At 65.8% G+C, this 19952-nt stretch carries 23 protein-coding genes, 1 pseudogene and 1 riboswitch; of the genes and pseudogenes, 14 read left to right on the top strand and 10 right to left on the bottom strand.

What is annotated here, in order from left to right; genetic code table 11:
* Positions 1–10: 10 nt before the first annotated feature.
* From ACT3S6_RS04150 to ACT3S6_RS04130, 5 genes are all read right to left on the bottom strand, one after another.
* Complete coding sequence (locus tag ACT3S6_RS04150; protein WP_444553895.1) at positions 11–979, bottom strand: ribokinase; 969 nt, start codon at positions 977–979, stop codon at positions 11–13.
* Positions 976–1983: a uridine-preferring nucleoside hydrolase UriH gene (gene uriH / locus ACT3S6_RS04145; protein ID WP_444553894.1), complete on the bottom strand. Its 1008-nt coding sequence runs from the start codon at positions 1981–1983 to the stop codon at positions 976–978. Before uriH ends, ACT3S6_RS04150 begins: the two co-directional genes overlap by 4 nt.
* An 87-nt stretch (positions 1984–2070) precedes the next feature.
* Positions 2071–2259, bottom strand: a complete 189-nt coding sequence (locus tag ACT3S6_RS04140) for a hypothetical protein (RefSeq protein ID WP_444553893.1) — start codon at positions 2257–2259, stop codon at positions 2071–2073.
* A 36-nt stretch (positions 2260–2295) separates the two neighbouring features.
* Positions 2296–2493 (bottom strand): hypothetical protein, encoded by a 198-nt coding sequence (locus ACT3S6_RS04135; protein ID WP_444553892.1) that lies wholly within the window; start codon positions 2491–2493, stop codon positions 2296–2298.
* A 112-nt stretch (positions 2494–2605) separates the two neighbouring features.
* Positions 2606–2863: a metal-sensitive transcriptional regulator gene (locus tag ACT3S6_RS04130; RefSeq protein ID WP_444553891.1), complete on the bottom strand. Its 258-nt coding sequence runs from the start codon at positions 2861–2863 to the stop codon at positions 2606–2608.
* A 118-nt stretch (positions 2864–2981) separates the two neighbouring features.
* Between ACT3S6_RS04130 and ACT3S6_RS04125 the strand changes: the two genes are divergently transcribed.
* The 9 genes from ACT3S6_RS04125 to ACT3S6_RS04085 all read left to right on the top strand — a co-directional run bounded on the left by ACT3S6_RS04125 (position 2982) and on the right by ACT3S6_RS04085 (position 10676).
* Entirely contained in the window at positions 2982–3575 is a 594-nt protein-coding gene (locus tag ACT3S6_RS04125) for a rhodanese-like domain-containing protein (RefSeq protein WP_444553890.1), read from the top strand.
* Between the two features lie 29 nt (positions 3576–3604).
* Positions 3605–3901 carry a rhodanese-like domain-containing protein gene (locus tag ACT3S6_RS04120; protein ID WP_444553889.1) on the top strand — a complete coding sequence of 99 codons (297 nt, stop codon included), beginning with the start codon at positions 3605–3607 and terminating at the stop codon, positions 3899–3901.
* A gap of 45 nt (positions 3902–3946) precedes the next feature.
* Positions 3947–4837 carry a sulfite exporter TauE/SafE family protein gene (locus tag ACT3S6_RS04115; RefSeq protein ID WP_444553888.1) on the top strand — a complete coding sequence of 297 codons (891 nt, stop codon included), beginning with the start codon at positions 3947–3949 and terminating at the stop codon, positions 4835–4837.
* Positions 4838–4877: 40 nt separating this feature from the next.
* Positions 4878–5246: a thioredoxin gene (gene trxA, locus ACT3S6_RS04110; RefSeq protein WP_444553887.1), complete on the top strand. Its 369-nt coding sequence runs from the start codon at positions 4878–4880 to the stop codon at positions 5244–5246.
* Positions 5247–5308: 62 nt separating this feature from the next.
* Positions 5309–6583: an MFS transporter gene (locus tag ACT3S6_RS04105; protein WP_444553886.1), complete on the top strand. Its 1275-nt coding sequence runs from the start codon at positions 5309–5311 to the stop codon at positions 6581–6583.
* A 129-nt stretch (positions 6584–6712) separates the two neighbouring features.
* Entirely contained in the window at positions 6713–8119 is a 1407-nt protein-coding gene (locus ACT3S6_RS04100; protein ID WP_444553885.1) for an MBL fold metallo-hydrolase, read from the top strand.
* A 109-nt stretch (positions 8120–8228) separates the two neighbouring features.
* Positions 8229–8894 (top strand): TetR/AcrR family transcriptional regulator, encoded by a 666-nt coding sequence (locus tag ACT3S6_RS04095; RefSeq protein WP_444553884.1) that lies wholly within the window; start codon positions 8229–8231, stop codon positions 8892–8894.
* Positions 8878–9840: an ABC transporter ATP-binding protein gene (locus ACT3S6_RS04090; protein ID WP_444553883.1), complete on the top strand. Its 963-nt coding sequence runs from the start codon at positions 8878–8880 to the stop codon at positions 9838–9840. The genes ACT3S6_RS04095 and ACT3S6_RS04090 overlap by 17 nt, the downstream gene beginning before the upstream one ends.
* Positions 9837–10676 carry an ABC transporter permease subunit gene (locus ACT3S6_RS04085; RefSeq protein ID WP_444553882.1) on the top strand — a complete coding sequence of 280 codons (840 nt, stop codon included), beginning with the start codon at positions 9837–9839 and terminating at the stop codon, positions 10674–10676. Before ACT3S6_RS04090 ends, ACT3S6_RS04085 begins: the two co-directional genes overlap by 4 nt.
* A 275-nt stretch (positions 10677–10951) precedes the next feature.
* Here the strand turns inward: ACT3S6_RS04085 and ACT3S6_RS04080 are convergent.
* From ACT3S6_RS04080 to ACT3S6_RS04070, 3 genes and pseudogenes are all read right to left on the bottom strand, one after another.
* Positions 10952–11200 (bottom strand): annotated as a pseudogene (locus ACT3S6_RS04080) (DUF805 domain-containing protein); the annotation flags it as partial.
* A gap of 232 nt (positions 11201–11432) precedes the next feature.
* A complete protein-coding gene (locus ACT3S6_RS04075) occupies positions 11433–12050 on the bottom strand; it encodes a DUF805 domain-containing protein (protein WP_444553881.1) in 618 nt (205 codons plus the stop codon).
* Between the two features lie 545 nt (positions 12051–12595).
* Positions 12596–13138 carry an OsmC family protein gene (locus ACT3S6_RS04070; protein WP_444553880.1) on the bottom strand — a complete coding sequence of 181 codons (543 nt, stop codon included), beginning with the start codon at positions 13136–13138 and terminating at the stop codon, positions 12596–12598.
* Between the two features lie 34 nt (positions 13139–13172).
* Positions 13173–13288: riboswitch (SAM riboswitch) on the bottom strand.
* Positions 13289–13440: 152 nt separating this feature from the next.
* Here ACT3S6_RS04070 and ACT3S6_RS04065 point away from each other — a divergent pair.
* Positions 13441–14109, top strand: a complete 669-nt coding sequence (locus ACT3S6_RS04065) for a DUF6226 family protein (RefSeq protein WP_444553879.1) — start codon at positions 13441–13443, stop codon at positions 14107–14109.
* A gap of 202 nt (positions 14110–14311) precedes the next feature.
* Here ACT3S6_RS04065 and ACT3S6_RS04060 read toward each other — a convergent pair whose 3' ends face one another.
* Positions 14312–14764 (bottom strand): SRPBCC family protein, encoded by a 453-nt coding sequence (locus ACT3S6_RS04060; RefSeq protein WP_444553878.1) that lies wholly within the window; start codon positions 14762–14764, stop codon positions 14312–14314.
* Positions 14765–14829: 65 nt separating this feature from the next.
* On the opposite strand from ACT3S6_RS04060, the gene ACT3S6_RS04055 reads away from it, so the two are divergent.
* Complete coding sequence (locus ACT3S6_RS04055) at positions 14830–15036, top strand: hypothetical protein (protein WP_444553877.1); 207 nt, start codon at positions 14830–14832, stop codon at positions 15034–15036.
* Between the two features lie 41 nt (positions 15037–15077).
* On the top strand, positions 15078–15530 hold the full coding sequence (locus tag ACT3S6_RS04050) for a hypothetical protein (protein ID WP_444553876.1): 453 nt from the start codon (positions 15078–15080) through the stop codon (positions 15528–15530).
* Positions 15531–15580: 50 nt separating this feature from the next.
* Here ACT3S6_RS04050 and ACT3S6_RS04045 read toward each other — a convergent pair whose 3' ends face one another.
* A complete protein-coding gene (locus ACT3S6_RS04045; RefSeq protein ID WP_444553875.1) occupies positions 15581–17419 on the bottom strand; it encodes a bifunctional metallophosphatase/5'-nucleotidase in 1839 nt (612 codons plus the stop codon).
* A gap of 155 nt (positions 17420–17574) precedes the next feature.
* On the opposite strand from ACT3S6_RS04045, the gene ACT3S6_RS04040 reads away from it, so the two are divergent.
* Both ACT3S6_RS04040 and ACT3S6_RS04035 read left to right on the top strand, forming a co-directional pair.
* Positions 17575–18210 carry a TetR/AcrR family transcriptional regulator gene (locus tag ACT3S6_RS04040; protein ID WP_444553874.1) on the top strand — a complete coding sequence of 212 codons (636 nt, stop codon included), beginning with the start codon at positions 17575–17577 and terminating at the stop codon, positions 18208–18210.
* Positions 18197–19945 (top strand): MDR family MFS transporter, encoded by a 1749-nt coding sequence (locus ACT3S6_RS04035; RefSeq protein WP_444553873.1) that lies wholly within the window; start codon positions 18197–18199, stop codon positions 19943–19945. The genes ACT3S6_RS04040 and ACT3S6_RS04035 overlap by 14 nt, the downstream gene beginning before the upstream one ends.
* The last annotated feature ends 7 nt before the right edge of the window (positions 19946–19952 follow it).

The following is a 19952-nucleotide window of genomic DNA, read 5'->3' as shown; positions in this document are numbered from 1 at the left end:
CCCGCAGGGCCTAGCGTGCCGCGGCGACCGCTGCTTCGTCGGGGTAGGCCGCCTGCGTGCCCTTCTGCGTGGCAGCCAGGGCGGCGGCCACTGAGGCGAAGGCCGAGGCGTCGGCCAGGGTGTCCCCGGCCGCCAGTCGGGTCGCCACCGCGCCGGTGAAGGCATCTCCGGTCCCGGTGGTGTCCACCGCGTGGACCCGGGTGGGGGCGATCCTGGTGATCGGGGCCGCGGCGTCGGGGTGGGCATCGAGCACCACCGATCCGTGGGCACCGAGGGTGACGACCACGCGGTCCAGCCCGCGGTCGAGGAAACGGGCGAGCACCGGGTGCCAGGCGTCATCGTCGTCATCGGCCGCGGGGATGCCCGTGCCGTCCAGGAACTGGGAGGCCTCGTGGGCGTTGACCAGCAACACGGATGTCAGCTCGGCCAGTTCACGGCTGATGGGGGCGTACGGGGAGAGATTCAGGACCACGGTGGCCCCGGCGTCGTGCCCGGCCCGGGCCGCGGCCAGCACGGCCTGAGGGGCGACTTCCAGGCACAGGCACACCACCGCCGCAGCCCTGAAGAGCCCCGACGCGTCGGCGATCGTCGCCGCCGAGACGGTTCCATTGGCTCCGGCGGAGATGACGATGCTGTTCTCGCCCGCGGCATCCACGGTCACCACGGCGACGCCGGTTTCCACCGATTCCACGCGCCGTACCGCCTGGGTATCCACGCCTGCCGCGGAACAGGATTCGAGCAGCATGGTGCCGTGCGGGTCATCGCCGACGGCACCGAGCAGAGTCACGTCGGCGCCGAGCCGGCCAGCGGCGACCGCCTGGTTGGCGCTCTTGCCCCCGGGATTCACCGTGAAACCTTCCCCGTGCAGGGTTTCGCCCGGGGAGGGGAGGCGTTCGGTGTAGATGGTCAGATCGGCGTTCAGGGAACCGACGACCACCACTCGGCCTCCGCGGATCGGGGCACCGCCGGGGGTGTTCATGCCGTGGCCTCCGCTGGAGTCGAGGGGGTGGCTGACAGGTCGACGTCACCGATGCGTTCGAGGGCGTCGGTGACCAGATCCCAGAACCGTCCGTGGTCCAGATCCACCGCGACCGAGGTGTTGCACCCAGGGGGTGCCGGGGCCCGGAAGTCGGCGACCGTCATGCCCAGGGTCAGGGTTCCGCGCAGTTCGATGTCGAGGGGGACCTTCACGGTGGAGACGATGGTCGGGTCAATGACGTAGGCGACGGCGCAAGGGTCGTGCACGGGTGGGGCATCGAAGCCCTGATGGTCCTGGTAGGTCCTGGCGAAGAAATCCATCAGTTCGCGCACGAACGTCGCCGGGCTGGTGCCGATGGCTTCGATCCGGGCTATGGCCTCATCGGTGGCCAATGCCTGATGGGTCAGGTCCAGTCCCACCATGACCACTGGCCAGTCCTCGTTGAAGACGATATGGGCCGCCTCGGGGTCGATGATGATGTTGAATTCGGAGACGGCACTCCAGTTGCCCACGTGGTAGCCACCGCCCATCAGCACCACTTCGCGCACCCGTTCAACGATGCGCGGTTCCTTGCGGGCGGCCATGGCGATGTTGGTCAATCCTCCGGTGGGAACCAAGGTTACCGTGCCGGGTTCGTGGGCCATGACCGTCTCGATGATCAGATCCACTGCGTGACGCCGATCCACCGTGATGGTGGGCTCCGGCTGGGCGGGTCCGTCCATGCCGGTCTCGCCGTGGATATCGCCGGCGGTCTTGAGCTGTCGGACCAACGGGCGGTCGCAACCTGCGGCGAAGGGGACCCCGGTAATCCCCGCGATGGTGCCCACCGCGAGGGCGTTTTCGGTGACCTTGGCCAAGGTCTGGTTACCGACGACGGTGGTCACGGCCAGTAGTTCGATCTGGGGGTTTCCGTGGGCCAGCAGGATCGCCACTGCGTCGTCATGTCCGGGGTCGCAGTCCAGGATGATCTTTCGGGGTCCAGCGGTGGCGGCGTGTGCGCCCATGTTCTTCTCCACGTCATCAGGGGGTGGGGTGCCGGGCAGTGTCCGGCGTCGGTCCACCAGCCTAACCCGCGGTGTTGGAGGGCGGTTCTAGAGCAGCATGACCAGCGCGATCACCAGAACCGACAGGGTCGTGATCATGCCGATGAGCGCCGGCCACGGGTTCCTGGGGCCGGCTTGCGGGTCATGGGATTCCCGCAGGCCGGGTGCGCTCGGGTTTCCGCCGAGCAGCGGGGTGCTATCGGCCGGGGGAACGGTGGGGCGTGCGTCGTGCTCCATGGTGGCGGCTCCTCTCAGGGGCGTCAGGAGACCAGTTTAACCCCCGGTGTTGGTCGGTGTGCGCTTGAACAGGCGCGAGAGCCAGCCGCCGGATGCCGAGGAATCCTTGGGGGCGTTCGGATCGCAGGAACACCGGTCCGCCCGGGGGACGTTCGCCATGACCTGCTGGACGTGCTGACCGCATCCGGCCCACGTCGTCTTCTGGCATTTGCGGCATTTTACGGCTCGGCACATGGGTTTCTCCTGGTTTCGGTGACATCACGAGCAGGATTCGTCCTGCTGCAACCTACTGTGACACATACCCCCGGGGGTATCAAAGTCAGGGCATGGGGCGCCGTCCAACGAGTTAGGCCAGCGAGAGGAAGAGGCGCTCCAGTTCCTTCTTGTCCATCGAGTTGTCCTCGCTGGCCAGGCACTGCTCCAGTCCGGTGGCAATGATCGCAAAGCCGGCCCGGTCCAGTGCCTTGGAGACCGCCGAGAGCTGGGTGACGACATCCTTGCACTCCCGTCCCTCCTCGATCATCCGGGTGACGGCCGAGAGCTGGCCCTGGGCGCGCTTGAGTCGATTGATGACCGGAGTGAGTTCGGCGGTGTCGAGTTGCATGTCTGCTCCTTGTGATGATTGGCGTTGTCCCATCATACCCCCCTGGGTGTTTTTGCATACCCGGGGGGGTATATGCCAGACTGCTGGGGAACCACTGATCCGACAGGAAGAAGCAGACGTGTCCCTTGCAACACCCGCCGTCACCGATCTCGATGCGCAGACGGTCCGCAACTGGATCGATGAGCAGCAGGACGTGAAGATCATCGACGTCCGCTCCGCCGCCGAATTCGAGACCATGCACATTCGTGGCTCCTATAACGTGCCGCTTCCGTTGCTTTCCGAGCACACCGCCGAACTGGCCGAACGACTCGACGGCCGCGTGGTGCTGGTCTGCCAGTCGGGGGTCCGTGCCGACCAGGCGCGCACCCGCCTCGACGGCGTCGGGGTCGACCATGCCCAGGTGCTCGATGGCGGGGTGCCCGCTTTTGCCGCCGCCGGTGGGGACGTCGTCCGTGGCGTCCAGCGCTGGGACCTGGAGCGTCAGGTACGCCTGGTGGCCGGATCCCTGGTCGTCGCCGGCCTGCTGGCCGGGAAGTTCCTCTCACCCAGGCTCCGGCTGCTTTCCGGAGCGATCGGCACCGGGCTGACCGTCTCGGCGGCCACCAACACCTGCGCCATGGGCCAGGCGCTGTCCAAGATGCCATGGAACCAGGGGGCGACCTGCCCGGCGCCTCGTGCGGTGATCGGCCAGATCCCGCGTTCGAACCACTGATTTCCACCCCTGACCCCAACGGAGCCACCATGCCTGAAACCACGATCACCGAAACCGACCAACGCCGCAGGACCGAACAGGTCCTCGATGTCCGCGAGGACTTCGAAACCGCCGAAGGAATGATCCCCGGCGCCGTGCACATCCCGATGGGACAACTGAACGAACGCGTGGAGGAGCTTGATGCCAACCGCCCCGTGATCGTGGTCTGCCGCAGCGGAAACCGCAGTGCCCAGGTGGCCGATGCGCTCAACGCCGCCGGCTACACGGCGGACACCATGGCCGGCGGCATGTCCGCCTGGCAGGGCGCCGGCCTGCCCACCGCCTAGCCCGAGGGCCCCCGCCTTCCTCCGACTTCCGATAAGGACCCTGCCATGACGCTGACCCTCCTGTTGACACTCGTCCTTTCGGTGCTGATCGGACTCTCCCTCGGCCTGCTCGGCGGGGGTGGCTCCATCCTCACCGTTCCGATCCTGACCTATGTCGCAGGAATGAATCCCAAGGAGGCCATCGCCGCCTCGTTGTTCGTGGTGGGGGCCACCTCGGCGGTCAGTGCCGTGAGTCATGCCCGCAACGGCCGGGTGAAGTGGCGCACCGGCCTGGTTTTCGGGGCCGCCGGCATGGCGGGGGCCTTCGGCGGCGGACTGCTGGGCGGACATATCCCCGGAACGGTGCTCATGATCGCCTTCGCGCTGATGATGGTTGCCACGTCGATGGCCATGATCCGTGGCCGCAAGGGCGGAGGTGCGCAGGTGCACGACGGCGATCTTCCGCTGGGCAAGGTCATCCTCGAAGGCCTGGTCGTCGGCCTGTTCACCGGGCTCGTCGGTGCCGGCGGCGGATTCCTTGTTGTTCCCGCGCTGGCGCTGATGGGCGGGCTGTCCATGCCCGTGGCCGTCGGCACCTCATTGGTGGTCATCGCCCTGAAGTCCTTCGCCGGACTGGGCGGGTACCTGACCACCATCTCCCTGGACTGGGCCCTGGTGTCGGGGGTGACTGCCGCAGCGATCCTGGGTTCACTGGTCGGTTCGCGGCTGGCCGGCAGGATCCCCGAAAACGCGTTGCGCAAGGGATTTGGGGTGTTCGTCCTGGCCATGGGCGTGTTCGTCCTGGTCCAGGAGCTACCGGCCCCGGCCAACCTGGTGGTCGGCATTCTCGGGGTCGTACTGGCGGTGGCCGCGGTGGCCTGCAGGTACCTCATTCCCTCGTGCAAGGCCCGCTTCCTCGCCTCCAACGAAGAGCCCGTCATCACGACCTCCCGCTAACTATTCGACGGAACCACCGTCACCACGAAAAGGAGTCAACATGTCCACCATCGACCTGACCGAAAAGAACTTCGAGAAAACCCTGCAAGAGAACCCCATCGTCCTGGTGGACTTCTGGGCGGCCTGGTGCGGACCGTGTCGTTCGTTCGCCCCCACCTACGAGAAGTCCTCGAACAACCATGCCGACGTACTCTTTGGAAAGGTCGACACGGAGGCCGAACAAGCCCTGTCGGCGTCCGCGGGCATCAGCTCCATCCCGACACTGATGGCCTTCCGTGATGGCATCCTCGTATTCAGTCAGCCGGGTGCCCTGCCAGGGAAGGAGCTGGAAAAGGTCATCGAAGCCGTGAAGGAACTCGATATGGATACCGTCCGCTCCCAACTGGAGCAGCAGGGTCAGCAAGCCTGAAACCCGGGCCGCTGAAGCGGCTCTCGCCGAACCGCCTGACACCGACCGAAGGGAAGTCCCGCATGAAGAAAAAGTCCGGCGCGAGGATCCCCGTGTTGGGGTTGCGGGCGAATGCCCCGCAGTTCGTGCTGCTCGTGGCGGTCAACGCCCTCGTCGGTGGAATGGTGGGCCAGCAGCAAACGGTGCTGCCCCTGCTCGCCGGCGCCGAGTTCGGCCTCTCCGGGTACACGTTCATCTTTTCCTATGTCGCGGCCTTCGGCATCGCCAAGGCCGTCAGCAACTGGTTCGCCGGAACGCTCTCGGACCGTCACGGGCGCAAACCAGTACTGATGATAGGTTGGCTTTTCGCCGTCCCGGTCCCCTTGATGCTCATCCTGGCTCCCAGCTGGGGATGGGTCGTGGCCGCGAATATCCTGTTGGGCGTCAACCAGGGCCTGACCTGGTCCACCACCGTGGTGATGAAGATCGACCTGATCGGACCGAACCGGCGAGGCCTGGCGATGGGGTTCAACGAAGCGGCGGGATACGGTGCCGTGGCCATCACCTCCCTGCTGACCGGGCATCTGGCCGAACAATTCGGTTTGCGTCCCGCCCCGTTCCTCCTCGGGATCGCCTATACGGCCCTCGGGCTCGTGCTCACCGGCCTGTTCGTCCGTGAAACCAAGGGCCACTCCCGGTTGGAAGCAGAACAACAGGCGACGGCACGGTCTGCGGGCCCCACCCGGGTGGACGCGCAGCTGGATAGCCGGCGGATCGCCGAGCTGACCAGCTTCAAGGACCCCTCGCTCTCCTCGGCCAGCTGGGCGGGGTTGGTGAACAACCTGAACTTCGGGCTCTCCTGGGGCGTCTTCCCCCTACTGTTCGCCACGGCTCACCTCAGCGACGGGCGGATCGGACTCCTCTTCGCCATCTACCCGGGCGTCTGGGGCCTTGGGCAGCTAGTCACCGGAGCACTGTCCGACCGGATCGGGCGCAAACAGCTGGTGGTCTGGGGGATGGCCGTCCAAGGAGTTGCGCTCGCCGTCATCGCCGCCGGAGACGGGTTCGGCATCTGGGCGGCAGCGGCCGCGCTGCTGGGGGTCGGAACCGCGATGGTCTACCCCACGCTGCTGGCCGTTGTCGGGGACGTTGCCCATCCAGCCTGGAGGGGGAGGGCCGTGGGGGTCTACCGGGTCTGGCGTGATGCGGGCTACGCGGTGGGTGCAATCGCGGGAGGCCTGGTGGCCGACGCCCTGGGCTTGCAGGCCGCGGTCGTCATGGCAGCGATCCTGAGCGTACTCACGGCGATCGTCGTCGCCGCCCGGCTGAAGGAAACCCATCACCCCATCCCCGCCTGAAACACCTCTACGCACTACTAAAACAGTTTCGACGCCGGGGACCCATTGGTTGAGAAATACCCCTGGGTGTATTATTGTCGTCATGAAACCAATACCCCCCGGGGTATCGAATCACGCGAAGGAGATCGCATGCTACTCGAGCGCATTTACGACCAAGATCTGGCGCAGGCAAGTTACTTCATCGGCTGTCAGCGCAACGGCGAGGCCGTGGTGGTCGACGCCCGCCGGGACATCCAGACCTATTTGGACCTTGCGGCGGAAAACGGCATGCGCATCGTCGCGGTGACCGAAACCCACATCCACGCCGACTACCTCTCAGGTACCCGTGAACTGGCCGCTGCCACCGGGGCCGAAATGTATGTTTCCGGCGAAGGTGGCCCCGACTGGCAATATGACTTCGAGGCCAACCGGCTCTACGACGGCGATGACATCACCGTCGGGAACATCAAGCTCACCGCCTCCCATACCCCCGGGCATACCCCGGAGCACCTCTCGTTCCTGGTGACCGACGGGGCCTTCTCCGATCAGCCCGGCTTCATGCTCTCCGGGGACTTCGTCTTCGTCGGGGACCTCGGCCGGCCGGATCTGCTCGACGAGGCAGCCGGAGGAGTGGATACCCGGTTCGAAGGGGCCAGCCTCATCTTCACGAGCCTGCGCGAGAAGTTCCTGGCCCTACCGGATTACGTCCAGGTCCTGCCGGCCCATGGTTCGGGCAGCGCCTGCGGCAAGGCCCTCGGTGCGGTCCCGGCGACCACCGTCGGGTATGAGCGCCTCTACTCCTGGTGGGGACCGTACATTGCCGCTAATGACGAGCAGGGTTTCGTTCACGAGCTGCTCAACGGCCAGCCCGATGCCCATGCCTACTTCGGTCGGATGAAGCGGGAAAACCGAGATGGCCCGGCGATGCTGGGCGAACGCCCCGCCCTGGAGGAGCTCTCCACCGACGACGTTCGCCGCGATCTCGAACTGGACACGGTGAGCTTCGTCGATACCCGATCACACCACGAGGTGCACCAGGGCACGGTGGACCACTCGCTGAACATCCCCGCTGGTCAGAAGATTGCCAGCTATGGCGCCTGGGCGGTGGACCCGGAGACCGATGAGCGTCCACTGGTTCTGCTGGCGGACACCCAGGATCAAGCCCAGGAGATGTGGGACCACCTGGTGCGGGTCGGGATCGACCGGGTCGCCGGTTACGTCACCGGCCTGGAGGGGCTGCCGATGCATACCCCGGCGCTGCTCCAGCCAGAGGAACTCGAGGGCTTCGACGCGGCACTCGTGCTCGATGTGCGCAATAAGACCGAACACGCGGAGGGCCACATCCCCGGCTCCGAACAGCTCAGTGGCGGGCGCGTCCTGTGGCACCAGGACGAGCTGCCGACCTCGGGCACCATCGTGACCTACTGCCAGAGCGGGGTGCGTAACTCGGTCGCCGCCAGCGCCCTGCGCCGTGCCGGTCACGACGTCATCGAGCTCGACGGCAGCTATGCCGGCTGGGAGGCATGGAAGGGAGCATGCCAGGCAGTGAATGCCTAGGCTCATTCCCTGACGAAAGGAGGCGGCCCCCCACTGCGGGGCCGCCTCCTTTGCGTGCGTGCAGCGTCCGACCCTTGACTATGCTGAACCGTTGTTTAGTATCTTAAACATGCGTTCAATTGATGGTGATGTCACGACCCGGGCCAGGATCCGCGATGCCGCGATCACCCTCTTCGGTCGGCACGGCTTCTCCCGGACCACGGTGCGCGACATCGCCTCCGCCGCCGAGGTCTCCCCAGGGCTGGTCATCCACTATTTCGGCACCAAGGAGGGGCTGCGCCGGGCCTGCGATACCCACGTGTTGGAAACGGCCCATGAATCGGCCACCGCCAAGTCCCAAGACCCCGCCAAGCTGCGTGACGCACTGACCGAATATCTGGCCAACCCCGCTGCATATGAACGTGAGCTCGCCTATATCCGACGAGCGGTGGTGGAGGATTCGGAGGCAGGGGACTCCCTCTTCGACGCCTACTTCTCCCTGACTCTGCAGATCCTCCAGGACGGCGCCCGGGCCGGGACTATGCGCCAGGTCGGGGACCCCGAAGCCACTGCCGCCCTGATGGTCACCCAGTCGTTGGGCCTGCTGGTCCTGGGTCGCCATGTCGCCCGTGGTTTGGGCCAGCAGGGGTTCGGTGTGGAAGCCATCGACCGACTCGCGGTCCCCGCCGTCGACCTTTATACGCATCCGTTGTATACGGACTCCGCATTCCTTGACGCTACGCGGGAAGCCGCCACCACGCTCGAAGAAAAGGACGGTCATGGGCCACGCCATTGAAGTCACTGGACTGCACAAGAGCTACGGAAACAACGAGGTCCTGCACGGTATCGACTTCGCCGTCCCGCGCGGATCCGTGTTCGGGGTCATCGGGCCCAACGGCGCCGGAAAGACCACGCTGATGCGTTGCCTGCTGGACATCATCCGGCCCAGCGCCGGACACCTCGGTGTCCTCGGCGTCCCACCGCGCCAGGCCGGTCCGGACCTCCGACGACGCATCGGCTACCTGCCCGGGGAACTGATCCTCGAGGGCAGGACCACCGGACGGCGGCTATTGCGCCACTTCGAGGACATCAGCGGGCCCGTCGCCTCCGGCCGGGTCGAGGGGCTGGCGGAACGCCTCGGGCTCGACCTGGATCGGCAGACCCGTCGGCTGTCCAAGGGCAATAAGCAGAAGCTCGGGATCATCCAGGCCTTCATGCACGAACCCGAACTGCTCATCCTCGATGAACCCACCAGCGGACTGGACCCGCTGATGCAACAAGAATTCCTGTCCTTGGTCGCCGAAGCACGCGAAGCCGGGCAAACGGTCTTCCTCTCCTCGCACGTCATCAGCGAGATCCAACAGGCGGCAGACACCGTGGCGATCCTGCGCGAAGGAGCCATTGCCACGACCTCCACGGTCGCCGAACTACGCGAGGGAGCCACCAGCCGCCTGCGCATCCAAACCCCGCTGCCCGTCGACCAGGTGCGGGGGCTATTGGGGGCGCTGGAAGGCCTCGACGGGTTACGGCTGGAGCAGATGCAAGACGGCGACGGCCGGCCGGTGTGCCAGGCCTCGGCGACGTGGTCCGGTCCGGTGGCTGAGCTGGTGGACCTCCTGCCCCGGCTGCGGCCCGTGGACCTGGCCGTGGAGGAACCGGATCTGGAAGAGGTGGTCTTGGGGTTGTACCGGACCCCGGGAACCACCGACGGGCACCACGGCGCCGGAAGGACCACCTCATGAGCGCCACCGCCCTGCACCGCGGCCGGCAAAGCCGTCCGCGAGTCCTTCCGCTCTTCTCCAAGGCGCTCATCGATGCGAAGGCCTCGATGCTCATCTGGGCGCTGGCCATGCTGGCGGTGATGGGCCTGTATCTGCCGCTCTACCCGTCCATCGGGGGCAGCGAGCAGATGAAGCAAATGATCCAGTCCCTGCCCCCCGAACTCGTCGACGCGTTGAACTACGGCCAGATCACCAGCGGACCGGGCTACACCCAGGCGACCGTCTTCGGCCTGATCGGCTTCCTGCTGATGACGATCATGGCCGTCGGCGCCGGGGCGGCTGCCATTGGTGGGGATGAGGAATCGGGCCTGCTCGAACTCACCCTGGCCCACGGCGTGACCCGCAGCCAGCTGGTCCTCGAACGGGCCGCGGCGCTGGTCATGAGGATCCTGCTCCTGCACCTGTTCATCCTGGCCGTGCTGCTGATCCTCAAGGGGCCCTCGGAACTGGGGATCGACGCCGGCCATGCCGTGGCAGGGGTGCTGATGTTCGCCCTGCTGGTGTTCTTCAACGGCTCCTTCGCCTTATTGGGCGGGGCTATCGGGGGGCGGCGGATCCACGGGATCGGCGTCGGAGCCGTGGTGGCGGTGCTGGGATACGCCTTCAACGCCATCGGCAACCAGAATCCGGAACTGGAATGGTTGCACGGGCTGTCGCCCTACTACTGGGCCTACGGACAATCCCCGCTGGTGAGCGGGGTGGATGTCCCGGCGGCCCTCCTGCTGGCAGGGGTGGGTCTGGTGTGCATCGGGCTCTCGGTGCTGGCATTGAACCGCCGGGACATCCGTGGGGCGTGACTAGCCCCGCGTCGGATCGGTGGGCTGCCGGTGGCCCTGTGGAGGGTACTGCCCCGCGGGATCGCCGGCCGGGGCGCCGGGGTAGCCGACCGCGGAGCCTGGATGCCCGGTGGGTGCCCCGAGCATGGCCGCGCCGGCTGCCGCTCCGCCATCCGCGTCGAAACGGGCGCCGGCGGGGGGCCGAGGGCATGAGCAGGAGGATGAAGAGGAGCAGCCCCGCCGAAGAAAGGGATCAGGGTGAGCAGGTACAACAGCCCGCTGAAGTTCCCATCATGCAGCCGACGCACGCAGAGCGCGATGTTCGGGACGAAGGTCCCCAGCCAGTAGACAGTGAGCAGCAGGAGCGGGAAGGCGGCGCCGAGCCCCATCTCGCCGGTCACCGGGTCCATGCCACCGACCCCGAGAACGATGAACACGGCGAAGAGGACGAGATAGACGATGCTGTTGAAGAGGCAGAACCACCAGTACTCACTCCGGCTCGCTCGACCACTGAAGGTTGCATATTTGCCGAAGAAGCGCTTCACGGATTGATAGAAATCCGCGCCGTAGAGCGGCTGCTCCACCGGGACCTCCCCGAAGGTGACGGTGCGCCCCGAGGGGTTGCTTTACGGGGCGACGGATCCCGCGGGGCCGCCGTAGGGGTTGGGGTAACCAGCGCTCAAGGGGTTCTCCGGGGGAGTCGAGGCCAGGCGGTGTGCGCTGGCGTGCGGGGCCGATGCCCCGGCGGCGGACCGCCGGGACATCGCCGGGGCTTGGCTAGCCCTGGGTCGGGTCGGTGGGCTGCTGGTAGCCCTGTGGGGGGTTCTGGCCCGCGAAACCGCCGCCGGCAGCCGGTGCTCCCGGGTACCCGGCAGAGGTGCCAAAGGCGTTCCCGTAGGCTGCCGCGCCGCCATCGGCGTCGAAACGAGCACCTTCGGGGACGGAGGGCATGATCATGAGGACGAGGACCACGAGCCCACCGAGAATCGGCACCAGGATCAGCAGGTACAGGAATCCGCTGAAGTTGCCGTCGTGCAGGCGGCGGACGCTCAGGGCGATGGACGGGATGATGATGGCCAACCCATAGAGCCCGATCACCAAGGAGGGGATGGCCCCGCCGGCACCCATTTCACCGGTGACGGGGTCGGAGCCGGCCAGTCCGAATCCGATCGCCAAGCCGTAGAACACGGTGTAGACGATGGCGTTGAAAAGCGCGAAGAACCAGAACTCGCTGCGGCTGGCCCGACCCGAGAAGGTCGCATACTTCTTGAAGAAGCGCTTGATGGCCTGGCCGAAGCTGGCCCCGTAGAGCGGCTGGTCCAAGGGAGCCTCACCATGGGTGGGCATGGTGACCCCTCCGGGGTTGCCATAGGGGTTGGGGGTGCTGCTGCTCAAAATTTCCTCCATCGAAAGTATTTCGGGTGATCGGGAGTAGTCTTCCAGATGGAGCCTTGACATGCGATGGGGAGGACTCCCCATGTCGCGTCGTGTCTGCCCTTGGTGTGGGGTAGGCCCCCGGAGCCACCCCGACTAGCTCGAGGCCGCCGGGGCAACCGGCTACCTCTAGCTCGGTGGCATCGGAGGATTGCCCGCCTACACCTTGTGGTTCAGGGGGACCTCTGGAGGCTGCCGGCCACCGCCACTGCCCTGCTGACGGCTCCCGCCGCCGGCAGTGGCAGGCCTGGGCGCACTGGTCCTCGGGGAAGACCCCGATCCACGACAGCTCAGCGGTTTCAACTTGGCCATCACGGTGCCGGGAGCCGGACAGTTGTCACTGGACCGTCGAACTAGACAGAAGCTCACTTCATGAACATCAAGAGATCGCTGCTTCATGGATCGTGACTGGACACCAGGAGCCGCAGCCCCAGGGACAACACCGTGCAATTCGGCAGGTACAGCCGGTTCGGAGGTCCTGTTGGGAGTCGGCTGCTGGCCGCCTTCTAGGAGTTGACCCGCAGGGTCGTGGTCACCGGGGTCGGGTTCGTGAAGACGTCCAATACCGGGCAGTGGGCGTCGACGGCCGCCTGGAGTTCGGCATAGCGTTCCTCGGTGGCCGGACCCGAGACGTCCACGGTCAGCCGCACATCACCGAATCCCGGGCGGACCTTGTCCTCGATGCCGAACAGGCCGCGCACATCCAGGTCGGCGTCCGCCGAGATGTCCAGCGAGTCGATCGTGATGCCCAGCTGGTGAGCATAGAGGCGGTAGACCACCACCTGGCAGGAGATCAACGCCCCGAGGGCGTATTCGACGGGGCTGGCGGCGACGTCGTCCCCGGCCAATGCCGCCGGTTCGTCGACGGTGAATTCGTGGCGTCCGGCGCGGATGGTCGAACCGACCGAGCCCACCGGGTCGGCCGTCGCGCGGAACTGCAGCGATGCGCTGGCAGTGTTCTGACCGATCCGTTCCGCCCAGGCGGATCCCGCGGAATCGAGGCGTTCGGCGCGGTTGGAAATGCTGGTTTCTGCAAGGGTCTGGGTCATGGCGTTCCTTCGCTGTCATGGCGAGCGTGGCGCTGCGCCATACTTACGCCTCCCGGTCGGGACGGCGTCGAATCGTCACCTGGGGCACCCCACTATGGCGAAGGGGGTTGCCGTCCAACCGGCCAGGGCCTCAGGTTGGATCTCTTGATTCTTGGGTTCGATTCTGCTGGCGGGAACGCCGATCGGGCAAACGCGTCGCGTCATCCGGAGACATACGCCGGGTCATCCGCGGGTGGAGAGCCCGCCATCCCCGCAGCAGGATTCCCCTCGCCAGGGGGTATCCCAGCGGTTATCGTGGGGCCATGAGCGGATACCGGCGCCCGGAGTTCACCCCGGAGATCCATCGCGATGGACAGGGCGCCCCGATCGCCTACGGCCATCGGTGGGAAGGGATGTCTCCGCCTTCGCGCGCCTACTCCACGGTGGGCCATCGACACCGGTTCGCTCCCTTGCATGAGGTCGCTGATGCCCAGCTCGACTGGCTGTTGGACGCCTTTGACGTCGTCGCCGAACGGGACCCGGAGGTTGCTTCCGATCTGCTGTTCCCCTCGGAGGACGTCGTCCACGCGGTCCGGGTCGTCCCGTCCAACCTGCTCGCGGCCCCGCTGACCTTCGTCTTCACCGGGTTCCCGGGGATCTTCCTGCACGCTGGCGCCCTCTACGACGCCCACTATCCGGTATGCGGTTGCGATGCCTGCGATGACGATGTCCAGGAGCTGTTGGAAAACCTTGAATCCGTGGTGCGAGCCGTCGTCTCAGGCGGCTATTTTGAACGAATTAATCCCAACGACGACCAATCTGTCGATTATCGGCTGGCCGAGCCGGGCCGGTGGGAAGAAGCCGGGTGCATCCATGCCGAGGATGTGCCCGAGGGAAGGATGGAGGTGGCAGAAGCCATGCTCCCTTCCGATGGGCACTGGCGGCCGTGGCCGGAAGCGGTGCGAGACGCGGCTGGTGCGGCAGGGGGCTGACAAACCGTGTGCCCGTGGCGGTTCCGTCGTGATCTTCCATCAGGGCCGGCGGGCGTCAACACTGCGCGGGATGATGGCCACGTGCTTCCTGGCCGACATCGAAACACAAGAACCGCAGGCACTCATGGCGCGAATCACCGGCAACCATAAGCGCGGAAATGAACGCGTTGCACGGAAGCATCCGCGCAATCAGGGCCGCTAATTAGTCCACGGGCCCGGCGCTGAGATGGCGGTTCCGCTCCTCGATGAGCTTCTGCAGATAACGGGCCAGGAAGAGCTTCTCTGCCAAACGACCGAGAGGGCCGAACGGTGCGGCGAAATCGACGCGGTCAACCATGGTTGTTCCCCCCGACTCCTGGCTGAACTCATGGATATGACGAAACCAGCGGAACGGGCCCTTGACCTGTTCGTCGATGAAGGAGTGCGGTGCTTCCATCTGCATGATGCGGCTGGTCATCTTCAGGGGGACGCCAAAGTGCCAAGCCCGCCATGTCACGTTCTCACCGAGTGAGATGAGGCCGGAAGTGACACCGGCGATGGCCTCCTCCCGGGACTTCGCCAGCGATTGTTGATGGGTGTCGATGTTCCGGGCCAGATCGAATAAGTGTTCCTGAGGGATGGTGGTCCACGTCGTGCACTGGAAGGAAACGCTCATGGGCAGAGTCTCTCAGGTGTTGCCCGCCTCTCGAAAGGTCGGCGAATACGCGGTACGGTGCGCGTATGCGCTTCTCCACCCAGCAACGCCTCCTGATTGCCGCCTACTGCGCCATGATCCTCGTGGGTCTACTGCTGTTGGTCTTCGGGCTCTTCGGGGAATCCTGGTGGCTGCCCGTGATCGGCGCGCTCATCGTCGCAGGCTCCGGATTCACGCTCTCCGTATGGGTGCGGGAGTTTCGGCGTCAAGACACCCTGAAGAACCGGGCCTGAGGGTTGTTCCACGGGAGACGGTGAATCCGTAGTCTGTAGGCGTGAACAGAACAGCGACTCCCTTCCTCGTCATCGGTGGCCTCGGCATGCTGCTCGGTGGTCTCTTCTCCGCCATCAGTGCCGCCTCCCCGTCCTATTTGGCCGCCTGGGCGGTCGCCTATCTGGTGCTGGTGGTCGGTGTCGCGCAAGTGGTGCTGGGCCTGGGCCAGGCCCGGTTGGCCGTAAAAACCCCGTCGGAGGGCTTCGTTTCGGCCGAAGTCTTGACGTACAACCTCGCCAATATCGCCGTACTGGGTGGCTCGATGTTCTCCCTGACGTTGCTGACGTGGATTGGTGCGGGGCTGATCGTCGTCGCCATGGGCCTGTTCATCTGGGCGGCCCGCGGTGCTGCCTCGGAACAGCGGTGGTGGCTTTATGGATACCGGGCGATGATCGTGATCATCCTGGTATCGGCCCCCATCGGCATCATCCTGGCGAATTCGCGCATGGGCTGAAGGCGGCCGGCAACGGCCGCGCCGGCGAATGGCCGGCGCGGACACTGCGACTACTGCGCGACGGCCCGGCCCAGCGGGGCCGGGTCGACGACGTCGTGGGCCTCGAAGTAATCCAGGGCAGCGACCAGGTCGCTTTGGCCCGAGTCGGTCGCGTTTGCCCCCTCGGCCAACGTGGTGAAGTTGTCACCACCGGCGGCAAGGAACGAGTTCATAACCACCTTGAACACGTCGTCGTCGGCAATGGCCGCACCGTCGAAGGTCATCGAGGTGATGTGTGAGCCGCGGGCCGCATCCTCCGTGTAGGTGTAGTCCAGGCCTTCGGAGATCCCCAGATGCAGCTTGGGCCGGCTGGAGCCATCGGGCTGCCACTGTTCTTCCAGCACGGTCTTCAACTGAGCCCCGGTGAGGTCCTCGGTCCACAAGGTGTTGCCGAATGGTTGGACGTTGGCCACGTCCTTATATGTGACGGTCCCGTTCGTGCCATACAGCAGGTCGGCCCGCAGGCCTCCCGGGTTCATCAGGGCGATCTGTGCCGGTTCGCCGCCGAAATCCTCGTTGGAGGTCGCCCACAGTTGCATATCCGCCACGAGATTACCCATCGAGGATTCGACGCCGCGGTCGGCCCCCGGCTCGTTCCCGCCGCGCAGGATGTCGGCGCTGATCCGGCCCACCTGTTCTGCGCCGACGATCTCTGCTTGTTCGGCCGCCTTCTTCACGACCCGTGCCACGCGCCGATCCGCTGGGAAGGCAGGAACCGTCTCGCCGGCGTGGTTCGTTTTCGTCAGCTCCACCAGTGAACCCGAGAGGGCGACCGGCTTCGTGGAACGACGGTCCACGGTGATCTTCACCCGGTCCAGAGTGGTGCCGTATTCATGGGCCTGGACCACCGGGCGCTTCATCGAGGACGACCACCCCTCCACCGGGAAAGAGCAGGCGTATTCCTGGTGGGTATGGCCGGAGAAGATGGCGTCGACGTCGGCCGATGCCCCGCGGACGAGCTCCCCATAGGCGGTGTCCTCGTCGGCGATCGCCGAGCAGTCGGTGCTGGCAGACCCCTCATGGGCCAGCAGAACGATCACGTCCGCCTCACCATTGGACTTCTTGCCGTCGGAAAGCTGGGTCGAGACCCGGTTGACGGCCTCGAGCTGGTTACCGAAGTCGAGGCCGGCCACGCCGGAGGGGGTGACCAACGATTTGGTCTGTTCGGTGACGACGCCGATGAAGCCGACCGTGACGCCCTGGACCTTGCGCAGCGCATATTCCTTCAACGCTGGCTGGTGGGTGCCCTCATGGTAGACGTTGGCGCCCAGTGCGTAGTCGGCCCCGGCGTTCCTGTTGTGCTTTCCGTAGCGCGGGATGACCCGGTTCTTCAGGTCGTCGATGCCGCGGTCGAATTCGTGGTTTCCCACAGAGGAGACATCCAGCCCGGCAGTGCGTAGTGCGTCGATGGTGGGGGTGTCGTCCTGGGAGAAGGAAGTGAACGTCGAGGCGCCAATGTTGTCGCCCGCGGAGACGAACAGTGTGTTGTGCTTCTTCTTGCCGGACAACTCCTTGACGGCTCCCGCCACCACCGCGGCGCCGGCCGAAGTGCCGCCCGCCTCGATCCGACCGTGGAAGTCATTGATGCCCAGCAACTGGATGGTGCTGGTTCCCGGCCGGTGGTGCCCAGATCCATGACCCCCGCCGTGATGACCCCCGCCAGGATGACCGCCATGGCCGTTGCCGTGGCCCCCGCCGTGGTGGCCTCCCGGCCCGCCACCGTGGTGGCTTCCGTGGCTGCCCCCCGCGGGGGCGGCGGCCTGGGCCGGCGCCACCAGGGTCGTGGCGGCCAATGCGAGGCCCGCGACGACGACGCCGGCTCTCTGGATCGAATGCGCGCGTGGCTTCATATCGAGACTCCCGAAGATGCGAAATGTGAGGTGCCACACACCCGTGGCGTACGGGCGATCCTACCGAGCGACAGGGGCCTGTCAAGGAAAAAATGTGGTCTATTCCACAAAGATTGCAGTTGTGCAATCTTTGCATGAGTGCATAAACTGTACCTATGCAAGAAGTGCCCTTGACCCAGCGTGAGCGCAACCGCCTCGAGACCTGGAACGCGATTCATGACGCCGCAGCTGCCATGACGCTCGAAGACGGGCCGGTCTCCGTGACGATCGAGGCGGTCGCCTCCCGTGCGGGGGTCTCCAAACGAACGTTCTTCAACTATTTCCCCACCAAGGAAGACGCCATTCTGGGCACGCGGGCACCCTTGGTGTCCGATGAACTGCTGGAGAAGTTCCGCAGCAGTGATGCGGACCTGCTGACCCGGATCGTCAGGATCCTTGCCGGGGTGATGGCGACGAGTCTCGGCCGGGGCCACGCCTACCAGGTCAGGCGCGACATCATCACCCGGTATCCGGAACTCAAGGGTCGGATGGTCCAGCACATCAACGCCGCCGAACAGCTGGTCGACGAAATCCTGCACGAACGCATGGACAGCGACGCTGCCGAGGAGACACTCAACCTGCTGCCCGATGGCCAGGATTCCGCCCGGGCGCTGCTCATGCTCGCGGGAACCATCACCCGATTCGCCTACCGTTCCGATCCACAAGGGACCGTCGCCGACATCGATCTGCATATCGACTCAACCGTCAAGATTTTCCGAGAGGTAATGCAAGCCACCCATGACAACGCTTAAAACCACCAGAGCCAAGCCGGTGCTCGGCAGCAAGAACCACATCATGCTGCTCTTCGCGGCCCTGATGATCACGATGCTGATGGCCTCGCTGAATCAGACCGTGCTCTCCGCCGCCCTGCCCACCATGGTGGGCGAGCTCAACGGCGTCGAACACATGGCGTGGATCATCACGGCGTTCATCCTGGCCTCCACCATCATGATGCCGGTCTACGGCAAGCTCGGAGATCTCTTCGGGCGCAAACCGCTGCTGATCATCGCCATCCTGATCTTCATGAGCGGGTCTGTGCTCGGCGCCCTCTCCGGCACCATGAACGGCGTCATCCTCGCCCGCGTCGTCCAGGGGCTCGGTGGTGGCGGGTTGATGATCCTCTCCCAGGCCACCATCGCCGACGTCATCCCGGCTCGTGAGCGCGGCAAATACATGGGCGTCATGGGTGGGGTCTTCGCCTTGTCCTCGGTCGCCGGACCACTGCTCGGTGGGTGGCTGACGGAGGGGCCGGGCTGGCGTTGGGCCTTCTGGCTGAACCTGCCCTTGGGCGTCCTGGCGGTGCTGGCCACCATCTTCCTGCTGCATGTGCCCCGGACGGTCAACGAGGCCCGCCCCAAGATCGACGTCGTCGGGATGATGATGATGGGGATCGCCACCACCACCCTGGTGCTCGCCTGCACCTGGGGCGGGAACACCTACGCCTGGGATTCCCCCGAGATCCTGGGACTGTTCGCGGCCACCCTGGTCTTCGCGGTGGCCTTCGTCCTGGTCGAGCGCAAGGTCTCCGAACCGGTGATCCCGCTGATGCTGTTCAAGAACCGCAACTTCGTCCTGACGACATTCGCGGCCCTGATGGTCGGCATCGCGATGTTCGGGGCCATCGGCTACATGCCCACCTACCTGCAGATGGTCACAGGCTTCGGCCCGACCCAAGCCGGCTTGCTGATGATCCCGATGATGGGCGCCCTGCTGGTGACCTCGATCGTCGTGGGGCGCCAGGTCTCGGCCTCGGGGCGCTATAAGAAGGTCATGATGGCCGGCACGCTGGGCCTGGGCCTCGGACTGCTTTCGACCATCCACTCCGACACGGAGGTCTACATGATCTGTGTGTTCCTGGGCGTGATCGGTCTGGGGCTGGGCATGAGCATGCAGATGCTCACCCTGGTGGCGCAGAACTCCTTCCCGCTGAAGTTCGTCGGCACGGCGACCGCCGGGCAGAACTACTTCCGCCAGGTCGGGGCCACCCTGGGCTCGGCAGTGGTCGGTTCGCTCTTCGCCAGCCGGTTGAAGGACATCCTGGCCGATAAGTTGCCCGATGGCGCCTCGTCGGGAGCCAGCACCAACTCGCTGACCCCCGAACTGGTCACCTCGCTGCCGGCCCCGATCCGCGAGGTCATCGTCTCGGCCTATAACGAGGCCCTGGTCCCGTTGTTCCTGTGGATGGTCCCGTTGGCCATCGCCGCGACCATCGCCCTGTTCTTCATGAAGGAATCGAAGCTGGCCACCCGCATCGAGCGTGAGATACCGGCGACCTCGGCGGCCGAGGGGCAGTTGGCGGCCAGCGACGTGCCCGGGCCGACGGACCACCGTGAACCGGTGTCCGTGGGAGCCGGTGGTGGCGGCAGCGAACCGTCCCGCGTGCCGTCCATGGCCCCCGTGCCGGCCGCCCAGGCCATGGAGCCGGTAGGCGATGGACCGGGGCAGCGTCCACGGGGCGCGCACCGTGCCGGCGTCGAGGGGGACTGACCGGGAA

Source organism: Arthrobacter sp. AOP36-C1-22 (assembly GCF_052377515.1).
Taxonomy (GTDB): Bacteria; Actinomycetota; Actinomycetes; order Actinomycetales; family Micrococcaceae; genus Arthrobacter_H.
This window is presented reverse-complemented; position numbering and strand designations above follow the sequence as displayed.

Bases quoted from the DNA above. Each gene is read 5' to 3' on its own strand.
- ACT3S6_RS04100 (WP_444553885.1), top strand. From the start codon at position 6,713: ATGCTACTCGAGCGCATTTACGACCAAGATCTGGCGCAGGCAAGTTAC.
- ACT3S6_RS04120 (WP_444553889.1), top strand. From the start codon at position 3,605: ATGCCTGAAACCACGATCACCGAAACCGACCAACGCCGCAGGACCGAA.
- ACT3S6_RS04090 (WP_444553883.1), top strand. From the start codon at position 8,878: ATGGGCCACGCCATTGAAGTCACTGGACTGCACAAGAGCTACGGAAAC.
- ACT3S6_RS04135 (WP_444553892.1), bottom strand. From the start codon at position 2,493: ATGTGCCGAGCCGTAAAATGCCGCAAATGCCAGAAGACGACGTGGGCC.
- ACT3S6_RS04140 (WP_444553893.1), bottom strand. From the start codon at position 2,259: ATGGAGCACGACGCACGCCCCACCGTTCCCCCGGCCGATAGCACCCCG.
- ACT3S6_RS04130 (WP_444553891.1), bottom strand. From the start codon at position 2,863: ATGCAACTCGACACCGCCGAACTCACTCCGGTCATCAATCGACTCAAG.
- ACT3S6_RS04095 (WP_444553884.1), top strand. From the start codon at position 8,229: ATGCGTTCAATTGATGGTGATGTCACGACCCGGGCCAGGATCCGCGAT.
- ACT3S6_RS04150 (WP_444553895.1), bottom strand. From the start codon at position 979: ATGAACACCCCCGGCGGTGCCCCGATCCGCGGAGGCCGAGTGGTGGTC.
- ACT3S6_RS04105 (WP_444553886.1), top strand. From the start codon at position 5,309: ATGAAGAAAAAGTCCGGCGCGAGGATCCCCGTGTTGGGGTTGCGGGCG.
- ACT3S6_RS04115 (WP_444553888.1), top strand. From the start codon at position 3,947: ATGACGCTGACCCTCCTGTTGACACTCGTCCTTTCGGTGCTGATCGGA.
- ACT3S6_RS04045 (WP_444553875.1), bottom strand. From the start codon at position 17,419: ATGAAGCCACGCGCGCATTCGATCCAGAGAGCCGGCGTCGTCGTCGCG.
- ACT3S6_RS04060 (WP_444553878.1), bottom strand. From the start codon at position 14,764: ATGAGCGTTTCCTTCCAGTGCACGACGTGGACCACCATCCCTCAGGAA.
- ACT3S6_RS04040 (WP_444553874.1), top strand. From the start codon at position 17,575: ATGCAAGAAGTGCCCTTGACCCAGCGTGAGCGCAACCGCCTCGAGACC.
- ACT3S6_RS04035 (WP_444553873.1), top strand. From the start codon at position 18,197: ATGACAACGCTTAAAACCACCAGAGCCAAGCCGGTGCTCGGCAGCAAG.
- ACT3S6_RS04055 (WP_444553877.1), top strand. From the start codon at position 14,830: ATGCGCTTCTCCACCCAGCAACGCCTCCTGATTGCCGCCTACTGCGCC.
- uriH (WP_444553894.1), bottom strand. From the start codon at position 1,983: ATGGGCGCACACGCCGCCACCGCTGGACCCCGAAAGATCATCCTGGAC.
- ACT3S6_RS04070 (WP_444553880.1), bottom strand. From the start codon at position 13,138: ATGACCCAGACCCTTGCAGAAACCAGCATTTCCAACCGCGCCGAACGC.
- ACT3S6_RS04065 (WP_444553879.1), top strand. From the start codon at position 13,441: ATGAGCGGATACCGGCGCCCGGAGTTCACCCCGGAGATCCATCGCGAT.
- trxA (WP_444553887.1), top strand. From the start codon at position 4,878: ATGTCCACCATCGACCTGACCGAAAAGAACTTCGAGAAAACCCTGCAA.
- ACT3S6_RS04085 (WP_444553882.1), top strand. From the start codon at position 9,837: ATGAGCGCCACCGCCCTGCACCGCGGCCGGCAAAGCCGTCCGCGAGTC.